Consider the following 16,240-nt stretch of genomic DNA (forward strand, 5'->3'; position numbering starts at 1 on the left):
AATAAGGGTTTTAGCCATTTTTTTAGCTTAATTCCCAACAACTCTATTTTTAAATACTGGTCGTTATAGAAGGTTTTGGTTCGTGATAACCAATAACTTCTTCAGCAGTTCCCAAAAGTTCTGATAAATAATTAGAACCAGAGCGCCCAGAATTAATACAAAAAATCAGTTGATGATTAAGAATTTTATTGCTATTAATGAAATGCTGAACTTTTTGAACAATTCTTGTTTTACTCCGAATTTTACTAACAAATGAGTTTTGTTTAGCTATGTCCTTAATATTTTTCATTCTCTTTAATTGTTTTTGTGTCTTTTTAATACTTAAATAAAGCAGATTATATAGCAGTAAATTCTTTGATTAGGATAATAAATCTGGGTTGTTTGCGCAGCATTCCTCTAGGAAAAGCAACAGGCAACAGGTAAAAAAAGAATGTCCTAATCTTAAAGCAAAAGCATTGTGCTATACACAAAGAATTCATTGATTTATACTAATTTCAATTATCTATTTAGTAATAGATACTACTGAATTACAGAACTACTTATTAGAAAAGTGTTTTCATTGCCCTCAAAATCTTACTTTACTAGAATTAAAAAATTAATTTTTATCTGTAATTCAGCAATATTAAGACATCAATTAATTAATTCTCTTTTTGAGCAATAATAATTCAAGTATAAGAGTCATTGAATTACAAATTTACAGAATATTTTAGGGAAAAATTATGACTACTTGTTTCTGATTTTCCTGATGATTTATCTGCAAAATAAACTCTTCAATTCTGACTCCTGACTCCTGACTCCTGACTCCTTGCTTGAAAATTTGTCATTGCCATAACAGAAGGCAAAATTGCAGTAGCTCTCTGTGTAGAAAACTCAGCTAGAGCACCTAAAGCAATATTAAACAAACGACTTGGTTGAAAGTCATCTTGAATTAAACCCCACAAACGACTAACTTCTTCTGTGTGAATTCGGTCGTCTTCTACCATTGCTAGTATCAATTTTTTTCTGAGAAATTCACCCTCTTCACTCAAGAGATATTGTAAACCTAATTGGGCAGTAGGTAGTATATCAAAATTTTGGTCTGTCTGAGCTATGTTAATCAAATTTTCTAACCTTTGCCACTGGAATTTTCCATCTTTAAACAATACCTCAATTAACCGACGACGTAATGCTGGGGACTCACCTTTTAATAATCTTCTTGCAACATAAGGATAAGCAATATCAACTATTCTGAAATTTGGATTTAGGGAAAGAGCTAAACCCTCTTCAGTAACCAAAGAGCGAATAATTAAGGCAAACTTAGCCGGAACTCGGAATGGATATTCAAACATCAACTCCGAGAACTTATCTGTAATTGTCTTAAAGTTAAAATCCTTAACTTTCTCACCCATAATATTTCCCAGCACTATTTCTAAAGCTGGTACAATTGGCTGAATATCTACATCCGGTGCCAAAAATCCAAGTTTGACAAAGTCTTTAGCCAACTCTTGATAATCTTTATTAATCAAATGAATTACTGAGTCAACCAAATTTTCTTTAGTATCCTGCTCAAGTTGATCCATCATGCCAAAATCAATGTAGGCCATTCGACCATCTTTTAAGGCAAATAAGTTACCGGGATGAGGATCTGCATGAAAAAAGCCAAATTCTAGTAACTGACGTAGACCGCTAGTCACACCTACCGTAATCAGAGTATCAGTATCAAGACCTGCTGCTTTAATTTGTTCGGTATCTAACAATTTCAGACCATCAATCCATTCCAAGGTCAAAACATGGATGGTAGTATAACGCCAAAATATTGATGGTACTTTCACACTTGGGTCATCGGCAAAATAAGTAGCAAATCTTTCTGCATTTCGTCCTTCATTGATATAGTCAATCTCTTCAAATAGCTTTGTGCCAAATTCATCTACAATTAGGGATAAATCGTGGCCAAGATTCAGAGGCAACCAGGGAGCTAACCAAGTTGCTGACCACCGCATTAAGAATAAATCGAGAGTAATAATGGGCAATAAGTTTGGTCGTTGAACTTTTACTGCTACTACTTCTCCGCTCCGAAGACGTGCCTGATAAACTTGACCCAGACTAGCTGCTGCAACTGGTCTGGGAGAAATTTCGCTATATATGTTGTTGATGTTTTGACCTAACTCTGTCTCTATGATTGAGATGGCTTTCTGATTATCAAAAGATGGTAACTGGTCTTGTAATTTTGTTAGTTCTTCTAAAAAGTCTTTACGAATTAAATCGGGTCTTGTGGATAATGCTTGGCCTACTTTAATAAATGTTGGTCCTAAGTGAGTTAGGATTTTTCGCAGTTGGGTAGCTCGTTCGGGAGTATCTTCAACTTTGTCATATTGCCATTTATCCCATAAAACTCCTAGTAGAAAACTAGCAAAAGACAAAAGTATAACGAGAAATCTCCAAATTACTAACCAGGGACGGTAACTGTAGTATTTAGCGATCGCTTCTGGGTCGTACCGTCTTGTTGAATTAAAGTGATTGTCATCCACTTTTAATATTTTCCTCTTTTTATATTTTTTATTTATTGAGTTGAGTTAAAGAAGCACTCAGCACTCAGCTTTATTCATTTTTTTTAATGTGCGAGAAGGGGATAGGCCACTCCTTCTAAACTATCGCTTGTGGTTGTCGGGAATTTTAACCAAAGCTGCTAAAAGCTGATAGCTAGTTACAGATGACTTAAGTCTGTTTGGCTTTTCTCTGGCAAATCGCTATATATATTGTGGCACTATAGTTTTTGTTTACTATATATAGAGTTTTTCCTCAGTCATTTGAAAAAAGGAGATGATATTTCTCCTTGGCTTTTTTCTGGCAAATCGCTATATATATTGTGGCACTATAGTTTTTGTTTACTATATATAGAGTTTTTCCTCAGTCATTTGAAAAAAGGAGATGATATTTCTCCTTGGCTTTTTTCTGGTAAATCGCTATATATAGTGTGGCACTATAGTTTTTGTTTACTATATATAGAGTTTTTCCTCAGTCATTTGAAAAAAGGAGATGATATTTCTCCTTGGCTTTTCTCTGGTAAATCGCTATATATAGTGTGGCACTATAGTTTTTGTTTACTATATATAGAGTTTTTCCTCAGTCATTTGAAAAAAGGAGATGATATTTCTCCTTGGCTTTTTTCTGGCAAATCGCTATATATAGTGTGGCACTATAGTTTTTGTTTACTATATATAGAGTTTTTAACTCAGTCATTTGAAAAAAGGAGATGATATTTCTCCTTGGCTTTTCTCTGGCAAATCGCTATATATAGTGTGGCACTATAGTTTTTGTTTACTATATATAGGGTTTTTGTGTAAGTCATTTGAAAAAAGGAGATGATATTTCTCCTTGGCTTTTCTCTGGGAAATCGCTATATATAGTGTGGCACTATAGTTTTTGTTTACTATATATAGAGTTTTTACCTCAGTAATTTGAAAAAAGGAGATGATATTTCACAACAAAAATAACTCAAGGATATTGACAGTTTCTAAGTAACGGGCAATTGTTACTTTATCTGTATTTAGCTATATTTCTAGAGCTTAGAGTTGAAATTTTTCCTTCATCTTTTTGTTGTTTGTTGTACCTTTTTTCTTCTTAACTAATGGCAGATTTTGAGTGATTCAAAAGGTATAAAAAAAATTTATCCCTGCTGTCTTAAATTAAATTATTTTTCTTTTTATTAAGTATAGTATACAAAACTACAAATTTCAAAAATAAATTTTAAAGAAATATTAAAGTCAATACTATCAGAACTTACCGAAAAATTAGGGTATAAAGCCTCTCCATTCATGGAGAAAAAAGCGGTCGAGGGATGGCGAGGTCTCCTCGCCATATCCAATCGACCAAGAGAAGAAAAAAATTCCTTTTACAGCAGTTTTTAAATGGGTAAACCACAGTTAAAAAGTTAGGTGGTAGGTTAGCGGTGGTAAGCGAAACGAGGACTGCAAATTCCACAATAAATGGCTGACTTTGTGGTCTACTCGAATGAAAAGCGCTGTAACCCAATCCTCTTCTTTTCAAGAAGAGGTAATTCTAAATTCTAAATTTTAAATTCTTGAAGCATTTTTCCAACAAAAACACTATATATACCATAGTGCTATAGTTTTTATCTGCTATATGTAGTACCTTGGCGTAATTTCTGACTATAAAAGTTCTTGTAAACAATCCTTCAAAGCAAATATAACTTGTTCTTGTTGTTGAGTAGAAAGTTCCGGAAATATAGGCAAGGACAAAACCTCATGACAAACTTTTTCTACCACTGGCAACTGACGGAATGGCAAAAATTTGTAAACTGGCTGTAAATGTAAAGGAGTAGGATAATAGACCGTTGAACCTATTCCCTTTTTTTGTAACTGAATGCGAATCAAATCCCGTAGAGAATTAGAAAAACGAGACTTTACTGTAGCTTCTAAATCTTGACTTTTGACCCTAATCGTGTATTGATTCCAAACACATCTACTACCAGTCAACTCTTGAGGAGGAACTACAGGAGTTATTCCACTCATAAATTCAAAGTAACGATTTGCTAAATCCCGACGTTGCTCATTCCAACTATCTAGATAACGCAACTTAACTTGTAGAATTGCAGCTTGTATGGTATCCAAGCGACTATTAATACCGATATGTTCATAAAAATATTTGGCAGACTGTCCATGATTTTTGAGCATCCGTACTTGGTTAGCGATCGCGGAGTTATTAGTAGTTAAAGCACCTCCATCTCCAAAAGCTCCTAAATTTTTAGTAGGAAAAAAACTAAAACAACCAATATCACCAAAACTTCCTACTTTTTTGCCTGACCATTCGGCCCCTGTAGCTTGGGCACAATCTTCTATAACTATTAAATTATGGGAACGAGCGATCGCCATTAACCGGGTCATATCTACTGGTTGACCAAATAAATGTACTGGCAAAATAGCTTTTGTTTTTTCAGTTATTGCTGATTGGAGTTGTTCAATATCTAAGTTAAAAGTCTGGGGGTCAATATCGATAAAAACTGGTGTTGCTCCGACTGCACTTATTACTTCAGCGGTGGCGAAAAAAGTGAAAGGAGTAGTAATTACTTGATCACCAGGACCAATATTTACAGCTCGTAAAGCTAGAAATAGAGCATCAGTACCAGAGTTACAGGATACACAATGAGATACATCTATATAGTTAGCAAATTGTTGTTCAAATTCATCAACAATGGAACCACCAATATAGCGACCAGAGCTGAGTACTTCTTGGACTCTACTGTTTATTTCTTCAGCGATTGATTTATACTGTTGTGTTAAATCTATGGGAGGAATATTAGTCATATTAATAGTAAGAAATTAAAAGGATATAAAAGGCTAGTAAAAATTATTGATATGATAAACCGCTCCAAGCAAAGGAGCTACTGTTATAGCGGTTTTCAGTGAAGACAAACTAAATAGTGTTGGGGGATTTGATGGAACTTCTCTACTGTGGTCTAATAAAGTGAAAAATCCCCTAAAGTAATTTTTATAAAAATCATAAATATAAATTTTGCCACAATCTAAAGATAGATTTTTTTGAAAATTAAACTCATGGATTTTTTTTTAATTTATGACTTTTGGTAGTAACATAACTAACTTTTACTTTAGTAAACTTCTATCTATAGAAAGATTGGTTAGAAAAAATTATTGATTATTGGTAATTTAACTAAAATTTGGAATTGCCAACAATAATTAATCTAATTTCTGTTAATAAATACACTCAAAAAATAGGATAATACAATGTCAAAATATTCTGTGGTTACAGTTGATCACAAAGAAACTGGAAAAAAAGAGAATGTGTATTGGAAAGAAGACAAATATTACTATGGCGAGAAGTTGATTGAGAGTATACAAAAGAGATGTGCGGATCACTTTGGAGGCTTAGTTTGGGAAGTGCTATCTGATACTCATAAGTCAGGTCTTGAAAATCCTCCCGATCCTGCTGTGGATTATGATGATATGAGTGATGCTATTAACTAATATTAAAGTTAATCCCAAGAATTCTCATATCAGTCATTTGAATGAGTTATTCTGAGTTAAGTCCTCTGGAAATTAAAATTTCAGAAGAATATACATTAATATAAATTTCTCATACCTCACTAGAAAGCATAATGCTTTTGGTGAGGTTCATTATGATTTTTACTAACTAATATAGAATTAAATCTTATACTATGTATGAGAAAAGAATGTTACGAATAAGTAAGCTTGATTATAAGTTTGATTATAAGATTTTATAGGAGATATCCCTTTGACTAAAAAGAGGATTTATGACCTAAAAACTGGTGTTGAAGCAATTCATTCTGACTTGATATTCGTGACTCCTGACTTCTAAGAAATACCGTAGCTATTTATAGCAAATATTTATCAATTTGGTATTAGGTAAGCATTCAGCTGTCAGAATTTCCTGCGGAATTCTGCGCAAACAGCTATCAGCTTCATTAGCTTGAATTGTATAGATTAAAAATTCAAAACAAGTCTTTCTTGTGTTTGAATTTATGGGTGGAAAATGTAGTATTAAGTTAAACGATGTTTTACTTCATTCATTAAAAAGCTGAATGCGAGCCCATTCCGCACCGAAGAGCTGACCGCTAATAGCTGAATGCTTACGGTATTAGAACAATTTTATTTGAAGTTGCACAGAATTATGAAATTTATTAATTTGTTTGTCTTAATCTACAGTCAACTCTGATTAAAATATTATTCTATGCAACTTAATATTAATTTGGTATAAGCAACGAATATGATTCAATTAACAATTACAGATATAGTTATGGCTTTAGGAATTATTGCTATAGCTATTGGTCTGTCAGCTTGGCAAAAATTAGGATTAGAATGGCAACTATTAATAGCCACAATTCGTACTATTGTACAGTTAATATTTGTTGGGTATGTATTAGAAATAGTATTTGATAATAAACAGCCTTGGTTAGTGGTTGCTATGATTACTGTTATGTTAACAGTTGTTTCTGTTGTTGCTAAAAATAGAATTAGTAAAAAAATACCTCGATTATTACCTTTAGTTTGGGTTTCGATTTTAACAAGTACAGTTTTAAGTATCAGTTATACAAATCTATTAGTTATTCAACCTGATTCTTGGTATGAACCTCAATATTTAATTCCCTTAGTAGGAATAGTATTAGGAAATGCCATGAATACAGCAGCGATCGCTGGAGAAAGACTTGTCAGTACAATTAATTCTAGTCCAGTAGAAATTGAAACTTATTTAAGTTTAGGAGCTACTCCTCAACAGGCAGTTGCTAAATATAGAAAAGATGCTGTTCGTGCTGCATTAATACCTACTTTAAATTTAATGATGGTAGTTGGAATAGTGACGCTTCCTGGTATTGTTACTGGTCAGTTATTAAGTGGTATTAATCCTTTGGATGCTGTGGCATATCAAATATTAATTATATTTCTTTTGGCTTTTGCTAATTTGGTGACAAGTTTATTAATTACTTATAGTTTATGTAGACAATTTTTTAATCAGGATGCACAATTACAAAATTTATAAAGAAGGAAGAAGGAAGAAGGAAGAAGTAAGAAGGAAGAGGGAAGAAGGAATAAGAAAGAAGAAAGAAGGAAAGTATATGAGTCTATAGATCGATACTTTATGAGTTTTGGTTTTAATTTCTCTAAGACTAATCTTCAATAATAGTGAGTCCAATATCTATAGCATTTTGATAATAAGTGAAAGCTTCATCTAATTTTCCTTGTTTCTTTAACACTACTCCTAAATGATAGTGGGTTCAGGAAAATCTGGTTTAATTTTAATAGCTTGATAGTAAGCTTCTGTTGCTTCTCCATAAAGATTATTTTCTCGAAAAATACCACCTAGTGTATGATAATAAGCCCAATATTTTTTGGGATTAATTCCAATTCCTTGAGCATAAGCAATCAAAGCTTCCTCTAATTTTCCTTGTTTTTGTAGTAGACATCCTATTCGATCGTAACACTCTTGAGTATAATTTTCTGGTTGTTCTTTTTCTTTATCTGAAATTGAAATATTGCGATTATTTTGATTTTCATTGCCATAATCTAATAAATCAATAACTTTTGAGTTACATTCACGGATTATTTGCATTTGTTCGGCATTCAAAAATTCATAATAAGGGCGGTTGTCATCTCTGAAAAATCCTTTAGCTTTTGGTAAATATCCATCGAATGGTATATTTAATTTCTGACAAACGAAAGTTAAATCTGAGCGAATATTTTCATACTTACCAATAAAATAAACTGCTACTGTATCGTTAATTGTGTAAATATTCCAATTGTCTTTTAGGAATAAATTAGTATACTTATTCTTCAGCCAATTATCAAAATTAATAGATTTGTTTCGACAGCTATAATAGTAGCGAGATATAGCTCTATCAAAAGGATTTCTTTCAAAACAAAACTTATAGTAACTATCCTAAGTTGAAGGTTCTATAACACTTTGAATTTCTTTAGCAGTGATATGGTTGAAATACTTTTTATATTCATTTCCATGAGCATCAAAATCTAAATAATTTTGTTGCCTTTTCCCCAGAAGTTTTCTAATAGCTTCATCTTCCAAGGAGATAGGAGTAATTACATCATCATCACCACAAAATCTAGATAAAGAAATTTCAACTGATGTGCCAGCAGTTTTTTTGGTTTTCAGGAAAATAAATTTATATCTGTAGGATATTATCATTATGAAAATAGAAAATTAGAAAAATTATCCAATTGAGCGATCGCTTCTGAAATAAATCACCCTATTTAGACTTTCAAAAAGTAGCAATTTTCTGATATTTAAGACTTTTATCTTCACTAAATTCTCGCTCCAAAAGTATGATGTTAATTGTTAACATTCCCCTACTCCCCTACTCCCCTACTCTCTCACTTCCCTACTTCAACTATTAGGAATATGAGCAGCAACTTTTAAACCTTGTGGGTGATAAACCTCTAAAGGAATTTTGGTATTATTACTATCCAAAGGGTTTTCTGATGGCTTAATCTTCTAAGGAAATAGAAGTTTTTTGTTTTTAGGAAAATCAAGAAAAATCAATTTATATCTGTAGGATATTATCATTATGAAAATAGAAAATTAGAAAAATTATCCAATTGAGCGATCGCTTCTGAAATAAATCACCCTATTTAGACTTTCAAAAAGTAGCAATTTTCTGATATTTAAGACTTTTATCTTCACTAAATTCTCGCTCTAAAAGTATGATGTTAATTACCAACACTCCTCTACTCCCCTACTCCCCTACTCCCTCACTTCCCTACTTCAACTATTAGGAATATGAGCAGCAACCTTTAAACCTTGTGGGTTATAAACTTCTAAAGGAATCTTGGCATTATTACTAATAGCCTTCAAAGCTACCTGTAAAGTTTTCAAATGTTTTTCTAGTTGAGTTAAACTCTTTTGATCTTTATTACTTTTTAAATCCTGAGCTGTTTTCTTGATTTTATCCACATAATCAGAAGTTAAACGTACAGTAATTAAATCTTTCGTAATACTATATTCACAAATTTTCGGTGTTCCTTTACAAGTTTTATTTAAATCTTGACGAGCTTTAGCGATAGTATCCAAAAATCTCTGGTTAGCTTGCGCTATTTTGAGAATAGTTTTATAAGATTTAATGAGAGGTTTTGCCTTAGAAAAATAACTAGAAGTAGTAGGTACTTCTTCAGCAGAATTTAGAGCATTTTGCCAATACCTCACAGCCTCTTGCCAATTATCTTTTGTCTCAAAAACTTCAGCTTGTTTCGCATAACTAATAGCTTGATTATAATATTCTTCACCAATTTGTTCTATAATTCTACGTTCCTCAGCTAACTGAAGTTTTTGTTCATACTGAGGGAGTAAATTTTTAGCTTCTAAATAGGCAGTTGTTTGTGGGGGAATAGAAGACATTTTCTCCAAGGCATCTGCCCAACTTGAATATACACTTTTCCAGCTTTCAGGAAACTGAGCTACTACTTCTCTAGTATTTGCTAACTGAGCTGATTTTTTGGCAGCAATTAATTTTTTATCTGCCACTTCTTCTGTTGTTAATCTACCTTTAATTGCTACTAAATATTTACGATATTGCTGTAGTTTCTTCTTGGCAAAAGGATAAGCACTACTATCTCCTGGTACTTTTTCTAGTAAGACAATTGCATTTTGCCAAAGTGATTGAATTTCTATCCAATCTTCTACTTTTAGTGGCAAAGTTTTACTATTTTGAGCTGCTTGTTGACCTTTGAATAAAGCTTTCTGAATATTTTCCAAATGTTTAATTTCTGCTTTATAAGTAGATTTTAAATGTTGTGACTCTAGATAATGTATTGACCAAAATGGAATTTTGTTTAAATCTTGAACTGCTTTTTCTAACTTTTCTTTTGCTTGCTTTGGAGCTAGAGAGTTTTGAAAATTTTTAATTGTTTCTAATGATTGCTGATTTAACTCTCTCGCTGTGGGTACAATCATACATTTTCCAATAACACAGGGTTGAGTTATTGCATAAAAACAGCCTATTAAAATTGTCAAACTTAAACTGGCGCTGAGAAATTCTACTTTAGAGAAGGTACTTAAGTTAACAGTTGATTTTTGTTCTACATAATTAGAATGTTTTGCTTTTATTCTTGATTTTTTAGGAGATATATCTAATCCTTCCGCATCAAAAGGGTTATCTAAATCATCCAGTAATTTTGAAGTAATTTTAATATCTGAGTTTTGACTTTTCTTTCCAGGAATATACTCTTGATCGACATTAGTGTTTAGCTCAGACTCTAATCTAATAGATATCTGTTCTAAATCATTTAAATCAAATGGATTATCTAAAGAATCTAAAAATTCTGATGTAATTTTTACTCGATCGCCCATATCTCCATTTACCCATCTCGGCAAAAAAGTTAATGTAGACTCTTCTTGCCGACTTTTTGTAAAAAATGAATGATAAGCATAAGGATATATATGACCAATAACATTCAAACAAATACCTACTTTTTCAATAGATTCTAGTTGTTGTTTTTGAACTATACCTTTTAACTCAGAAATTGTTTTTTCTCGATCTATCACTAAATTTGCTGGATGTTCACAAATCACTAATAATGTTCCAGCTTTTAAGTCACATTGAATTTTACAAGCATCATTGAAATTTCTCAAAGATTGCCAGCTTTTTTGTAAATTATCCTCTAATATCTGAGTATTAATATTTCTAATTGCTGTTTTCATTTTCTAGTTAAAATTTTGATTTTTTTAATTAGGGTTTGCTGTATTTATTACTTGAATAATTATACCTCTCCCGAAAAGAGGGAGTAGGTAGTAGGAAGAAATAATTGATAATTTCTGTGCAATAATTGATTGTATTTTTTATTATTGGAGATGTCTATTATATTTTTGGATGTTGTCATTAAATCAACAATCCTGCATAATAAATAAATTATTATACCAAATTCCAAAAAAGGTAGTTACATCTGAATTTGTGATTTATTCCTACAATAAAAAAATATAAATTACATAAATTATGAAAATTCAATCTTTTTTCCTCTTTTTTATTATGTTTTTCTTTTCCTGTTCCCTATTACCTGTTCCCTGTTCGTGACCATCGCAATATTTTATGAAATTGGTATTAATCAAACCATTCGGATAAATATTTGCTCAAAATGCCTATTCCAGAGAAACACAGTTTTGTAGCATCTTTTTTGTCAGATAAAATTAGTATAATTTGTCGATCATACAAAATCCTGCCCATAGGTTTCTTGAAAACAAACCTGACTCAAAGAAAGACGTCCACCATATTTTTTAAATGGTTCAGCAGCATAACCCATAGCTAATAGACAGCAAACATCTACTTGCTCTGGAATATTAAATGCTTCTTTAACTTGAGATGTAATAAATCCTTCGAGAGGACAACTATCAACCCCAAAACTACTAGAAACGAGCATAATTTGAGCTACTGCTAACATTATTTGCCTATTTATCCAAGCTTCCATAGACCCAAAAGAAGGAGGACTTTCAAACATTTTAGGAATTGAATTTCGCATATAATCTGCATAAGTATCATTGATAGCTTCATGCTCTTTGCCCAACTCAATTATAGATTCTATATACTCTGGTTTAGATACATGGCGATCTCCGCAACAAATTAAAACTACAGGAGCTTCTCCTACCTGACGTTGATTAAAAGCACAAGCCTTAAGTCGTTCTTTATTCTCCTGTTTCTTAACCACAATAAAACGCCAAGGTTGTAAATTAAAACCAGAGGGAGCCATCATACCTAGACGTAAAATTTCTTCTAGGATTACATTAGGAATTGAATTTTTACTAAATGCACGAGCAGAGCGACGCTTCTCAATAGCTTGCTTTAAATTAATGCTTGGTTCCATAAAATCAAAATATAATTTGTAGTTGGATTTTTTTATTTCTGATTGAACTATAGTTTTTCTATTTTAAAGTGTGAAACTAAGATTGATAGAAAAATGGAATAGGAGGAAATTATAGTTATAGAGATTTTTTAGTGCTGCTATATTCAGCAATTATTAGGCGTAAGCATTTCCTACGGAATGCTCCGCAAACAGCATTTCCGTTTGTCATGCTACGTTTGCCAGATGTATGAATGCACAGGACTTACTAAGGTTAGCTTGTTACCTTTTTATTTCCTGCGGAATGCTGCATAAAGATAATTTTGAATTCTCCTTCTCAGATAATAAGTTAATAACTAATAGCTGTTAACGTTTGCGTAGCATGACCTAGGAAAGTTCCGACCATAGGAGGCTAGCTGACTGCTAAATGCTTACTATTAGGCTTCACAATATTTGAAAATATCATATAAAGTTATAGCAGCATAAACATTGGAAATAGGGAATAAATTAATATTAATTTTATCTAATTGTTCTTCATATTGCATAATCTTTAGCAGTAACTATACCAAACCCAACTCTCGTTTCAATAAATTAATTGACTCTGTACCAATGTAATTTTCAAAGCAGATAATTTGTGGCGGGCGAATAATATCTGCTCTGTTTTTTTGTACAGCAGCTCTAACTTTAGCATCACTAAATTTGTCACAAATAATTATTTTAGCTGCCCGCACCATAGCATCAATTTTGTGGGTTTCTTCCTGTTGAGCAGTCATTACATTTACGTCATTTCCACGCAAGCTGTAAATAATTACTTCTGCAGCTTTTAGTAGACCAAAACTGAGACTAACTATACCAAAGTAACTTCCCTGAGATAAATTATTGACCAATTTAAATTCTTCAGCATAATCATATATATCAATTGGAATGACTCGTACAGATTTAGGAGCAGCTATTTTTTCAGCTTTCCCAATGAAATATCGACTTGTGACAACTGTTCCAGAAGATACTTCATCTATAAATCTACCCAGTTCTTCTAAAGGAACTACTTGCACAGAAATATTAAGAGCTTGTTCCAACTCTTTAGCCATTAACTGTCCAATACCAATATCATTGGAGGGAGCTGTAACTAATACCCTGGCACTACAACGCAGTCGCCAGTCAATCTCAGTGAGGAACATTTCTCTAGCTTCATTCAGACTACAGCCTTGGGACAGTAATTCATCTAAGCCACCCTTGACTATATTACTGGCATGAGGATACTTTTCATAAATAGGAGATTGTAACTTTGGCCCTCCCTCATTTCCCTGTGCTCTGACATAAATACCTGAACCTGCTTGAGCTTCCACAAGACCAATATCTTCAAGTTGACGATATACCTTACTTATTGTGTTGCGATGTAAACCAGTTTGCATCGCTAGTTGTCGGGTACTAGGTAGTCGATGGCCAGGAGGAAACTTTCGGGAAGCGATGGCAAACCGAATTTGATTAAATAATTGGTTTGATGCAGGAATATCACTATCTGCTTTAATCTGAAAATTAACCATAGTAGAAAAAACTGCTGCTCAGAAATAAATTTTCATCTCAACGTTGCTTGGAGACCTGTGCTCTCCCGAAGGGGAGCGTCGGGAGGAAAACCAATCAATGTTGCAGTTATTAAAATAATATGCTATATTAAACCTAATAATAAAGCTGCTGGGCTAGCAGTTTCTAGGGGAGCCGTCGCATTGGCGACGTACTTTGGAGCGTGCCTTTAGGCCGAAAAGAGGTTAGGCCTTGGAGGCAGGTGCTATAAAGCAGAAAAGCCCTATCAGCGATGTTAGTGAATCCCGTGTTGTAGCGTAAGCGAACTTCGGTAGTATATCAATCTCTAACTTACCTACACAGAAAGATAATGCGTCTGTGTATTTTTCTCATGGCTTTTAAAGACAGTCAGAACTTCCTTAGAAATAGAAGGAGTTTTTGACTTTATAATAACCACTTTGTTTTTACGGCGGTTTATCGTCGGCAACAAGTCCAGCACGACTCCTTTCAAATTGATGGCAGTGTTTATATCTCTATCAATTTTCAACTGTAATTTTTCATCAAAATATTCTCTGATACTGCAATCTGTAAACACTATTTCATCTTCATAAGAAAGTAATTGAGATGTATAATTTTGTTTAACTTCAATAACACTGGCGTTTGCTTTTGTAGCTACCTGACCCAACACTTCAAAGAATTGACCAAATGCAGTATCTTGCTAGGATTTATTTAACCCAGACTTAGACGATTGACCATTAGTTAAACAATGAATAATGAATAATAAATAATGAATAATTACCTCTTCTTTTCAAGGAGGGGTAATAATTAATAATTAATAATTAATTATTAATTGTTGAACGCTTCTTTTGCCATTATTATCACCCGCTACAAATCTAGAAAATATTCCTTCTACTCTTTGACAGACATCCTGCAAAACTGTTGAGTAAACCTGAGAAAAATCCAGATATTCACCTGAATTTTTTACTTCTACTAAATCCCTTTTCAGCTGTGGTAATTGCTTTTTCTGGTTGTAGTAATTTGGCCTGTCTTGATAATTCAGGCAAATAACAAACCAGAGAACAAGTATTTATAAGACATCTGTTTTGTTCCCAATAGAAACTGGAAAAGCTTTTTAGCAGCGAACGACGTTTATAACTGGAGTTGAAACTAAATTTGGAATCTTCAAATAATCTACCCAGAAGCAATGAAGACTTGGAACTCACTACCCTTGGGTAATATCAGGGATGGGAATGTTCTCGATGCTCTTTATGATTTGTATTTTTGAGGGAGTTTGGGTCAGGATTCGGTGATTCGCTCCTCTTCAAAAAGTCTTGCCATGGCACAATTAACCCATAGCACAAGCGGGGGGATAATTAACTTAAAAGTTGTTGCAATACTGATACAGAAATAGTTTCAGCAGACATCTCCAAAAAAGAGGGAGGAGATTCCTCCTGATCACAAATTGTAAATTATACGGCGGGTCTCCCGTCGCCGGAAAGATGACAGAATTAGAAATCCGTACAGCCCATATTCAAGTTCCCAACAGAGACCTAGAAATAGCTTCTTATCTAGCACAACCAGTAGAAGAAAATCTATTTCCAGCAGTAGTAGTAATTCAAGAAATATTTGGGGTCAATGCCCATATTCGAGAAGTAACAGAAAAATTTGCCAAAGAAGGTTATGTAGCGATCGCTCCCTCAATCTACCAACGTCAAGCTCCTGGTTTTGAAGTGGGCTATACTGAGGAAAATGTCAAACTGGGTCGCAAGTATAAAGAACAAACCAAAGCCTCAGAACTACTAAGTGATATTCAAGCTACTATAAATTATCTCAAAACCCTACCTACTGTTAAAGCAGACAAGTTTGGTTGTATTGGTTTCTGTTTCGGAGGCCATGTGAGCTATTTAGCAGCAACTTTACCAGAAATTCAAGCAACTGCCTCTTTCTATGGAGCTGGTATTGCCACTAGTACTCCCGGTGGTGGTGAACCTACTATTACTCTAACTCCGAAAATTAGTGGTACTATTTACTGCTTCTTTGGCACAGAAGATCCTTTAATTCCCATAGAACAGGTAGACCAAATAGAAACAGAATTACAGAAACATCAAATTAAGCACCAGGTATTTCGTTATCAAGCAGACCATGGTTTCTTTTGTGACCATCGTAGTAGTTATAATGCTGAAGCTACTGCTGATGCTTGGGTCAAGACAAAGCAACTTTTTAATCAAGAATTGTAAAGAAAAAAGCTATATAAAGTAATAATTTAACTTTTGACTTTTAACTTTTGCTATAGGTTATTTTTCTAACAATGCCCCAAAGATTAGCTATATTGAAGTAGTCTAGTGCTGCTACGCGGAAGTTAAAAGTCAAAATTCATGCATCGAGTGCTAATTGGCGAGGTGTCCTAC

The 16,240-nt window shown here is 33.2% G+C and carries 13 protein-coding genes; 3 read left to right on the forward strand and 10 right to left on the reverse strand.

From position 1 onward, the window contains the following. Positions 1-49: 49 nt before the first annotated feature. The 3 genes from F6K23_RS04080 to F6K23_RS04090 form a co-directional block, all read right to left on the reverse strand. Complete coding sequence (locus F6K23_RS04080) at positions 50-289, reverse strand: hypothetical protein (RefSeq protein WP_293150904.1); 240 nt, start codon at positions 287-289, stop codon at positions 50-52. Positions 290-770: 481 nt separating this feature from the next. Beyond that, a complete protein-coding gene (locus tag F6K23_RS04085; RefSeq protein ID WP_293150907.1) occupies positions 771-2,507 on the reverse strand; it encodes an AarF/ABC1/UbiB kinase family protein in 1,737 nt (578 codons plus the stop codon). Between the two features lie 1,641 nt (positions 2,508-4,148). Further along, positions 4,149-5,303, reverse strand: a complete 1,155-nt coding sequence (locus F6K23_RS04090; RefSeq protein ID WP_293150910.1) for a DegT/DnrJ/EryC1/StrS aminotransferase family protein — start codon at positions 5,301-5,303, stop codon at positions 4,149-4,151. Positions 5,304-5,741: 438 nt separating this feature from the next. Here F6K23_RS04090 and F6K23_RS04095 point away from each other — a divergent pair, with 438 nt between their 5' ends. After that, positions 5,742-5,981, forward strand: coding sequence for a hypothetical protein (locus tag F6K23_RS04095; RefSeq protein ID WP_293150913.1), 240 nt, complete (start codon positions 5,742-5,744; stop codon positions 5,979-5,981). A gap of 760 nt (positions 5,982-6,741) precedes the next feature. After that, complete coding sequence (fetB, locus tag F6K23_RS04100) at positions 6,742-7,512, forward strand: ABC transporter permease (protein WP_293150916.1); 771 nt, start codon at positions 6,742-6,744, stop codon at positions 7,510-7,512. 127 nt (positions 7,513-7,639) lie between these two features. Here the strand turns inward: fetB and F6K23_RS41435 are convergent, their stop codons facing one another. From F6K23_RS41435 to F6K23_RS04130, 7 genes are all read right to left on the reverse strand, one after another. Further along, on the reverse strand, positions 7,640-7,726 hold the full coding sequence (locus tag F6K23_RS41435; protein WP_367267611.1) for a hypothetical protein: 87 nt from the start codon (positions 7,724-7,726) through the stop codon (positions 7,640-7,642). 5 nt (positions 7,727-7,731) lie between these two features. Beyond that, positions 7,732-8,082, reverse strand: coding sequence for a tetratricopeptide repeat protein (locus F6K23_RS04105; protein ID WP_293150919.1), 351 nt, complete (start codon positions 8,080-8,082; stop codon positions 7,732-7,734). A gap of 327 nt (positions 8,083-8,409) precedes the next feature. Beyond that, positions 8,410-8,673 carry a hypothetical protein gene (locus F6K23_RS04110; RefSeq protein WP_293150922.1) on the reverse strand — a complete coding sequence of 88 codons (264 nt, stop codon included), beginning with the start codon at positions 8,671-8,673 and terminating at the stop codon, positions 8,410-8,412. Positions 8,674-9,249: 576 nt separating this feature from the next. Next, positions 9,250-11,181, reverse strand: a complete 1,932-nt coding sequence (locus F6K23_RS04115; RefSeq protein WP_293150925.1) for a hypothetical protein — start codon at positions 11,179-11,181, stop codon at positions 9,250-9,252. Positions 11,182-11,681: 500 nt separating this feature from the next. Beyond that, on the reverse strand, positions 11,682-12,335 hold the full coding sequence (locus tag F6K23_RS04120) for a nitroreductase family protein (RefSeq protein ID WP_293150928.1): 654 nt from the start codon (positions 12,333-12,335) through the stop codon (positions 11,682-11,684). Positions 12,336-12,871: 536 nt separating this feature from the next. Further along, positions 12,872-13,855: a GntR family transcriptional regulator gene (locus F6K23_RS04125; protein WP_293150931.1), complete on the reverse strand. Its 984-nt coding sequence runs from the start codon at positions 13,853-13,855 to the stop codon at positions 12,872-12,874. 332 nt (positions 13,856-14,187) lie between these two features. After that, complete coding sequence (locus F6K23_RS04130) at positions 14,188-14,517, reverse strand: zinc ribbon domain-containing protein (RefSeq protein ID WP_293150934.1); 330 nt, start codon at positions 14,515-14,517, stop codon at positions 14,188-14,190. An 814-nt stretch (positions 14,518-15,331) separates the two neighbouring features. Between F6K23_RS04130 and F6K23_RS04135 the strand changes: the two genes are divergently transcribed. Then, positions 15,332-16,069, forward strand: a complete 738-nt coding sequence (locus tag F6K23_RS04135; protein WP_293150937.1) for a dienelactone hydrolase family protein — start codon at positions 15,332-15,334, stop codon at positions 16,067-16,069. The last annotated feature ends 171 nt before the right edge of the window (positions 16,070-16,240 follow it).

The organism is Okeania sp. SIO2C9, from assembly GCF_010672455.1.
Lineage (GTDB): Bacteria > Cyanobacteriota > Cyanobacteriia > Cyanobacteriales > Microcoleaceae > Okeania.

What these genes read in the sequence shown, in the direction of transcription:
- F6K23_RS04120 (WP_293150928.1), bottom strand. Translation starts at nt 12,335, where the DNA reads ATGGAACCAAGCATTAATTTAAAGCAAGCTATTGAGAAGCGTCGCTCT.
- F6K23_RS04080 (WP_293150904.1), bottom strand. Translation starts at nt 289, where the DNA reads ATGAAAAATATTAAGGACATAGCTAAACAAAACTCATTTGTTAGTAAA.
- F6K23_RS04105 (WP_293150919.1), bottom strand. Translation starts at nt 8,082, where the DNA reads ATGCAAATAATCCGTGAATGTAACTCAAAAGTTATTGATTTATTAGAT.
- F6K23_RS04135 (WP_293150937.1), top strand. Translation starts at nt 15,332, where the DNA reads ATGACAGAATTAGAAATCCGTACAGCCCATATTCAAGTTCCCAACAGA.
- F6K23_RS04125 (WP_293150931.1), bottom strand. Translation starts at nt 13,855, where the DNA reads ATGGTTAATTTTCAGATTAAAGCAGATAGTGATATTCCTGCATCAAAC.
- F6K23_RS04115 (WP_293150925.1), bottom strand. Translation starts at nt 11,181, where the DNA reads ATGAAAACAGCAATTAGAAATATTAATACTCAGATATTAGAGGATAAT.
- F6K23_RS04090 (WP_293150910.1), bottom strand. Translation starts at nt 5,303, where the DNA reads ATGACTAATATTCCTCCCATAGATTTAACACAACAGTATAAATCAATC.
- F6K23_RS04095 (WP_293150913.1), top strand. Translation starts at nt 5,742, where the DNA reads ATGTCAAAATATTCTGTGGTTACAGTTGATCACAAAGAAACTGGAAAA.
- fetB (WP_293150916.1), top strand. Translation starts at nt 6,742, where the DNA reads ATGATTCAATTAACAATTACAGATATAGTTATGGCTTTAGGAATTATT.
- F6K23_RS04110 (WP_293150922.1), bottom strand. Translation starts at nt 8,673, where the DNA reads ATGATAATATCCTACAGATATAAATTTATTTTCCTGAAAACCAAAAAA.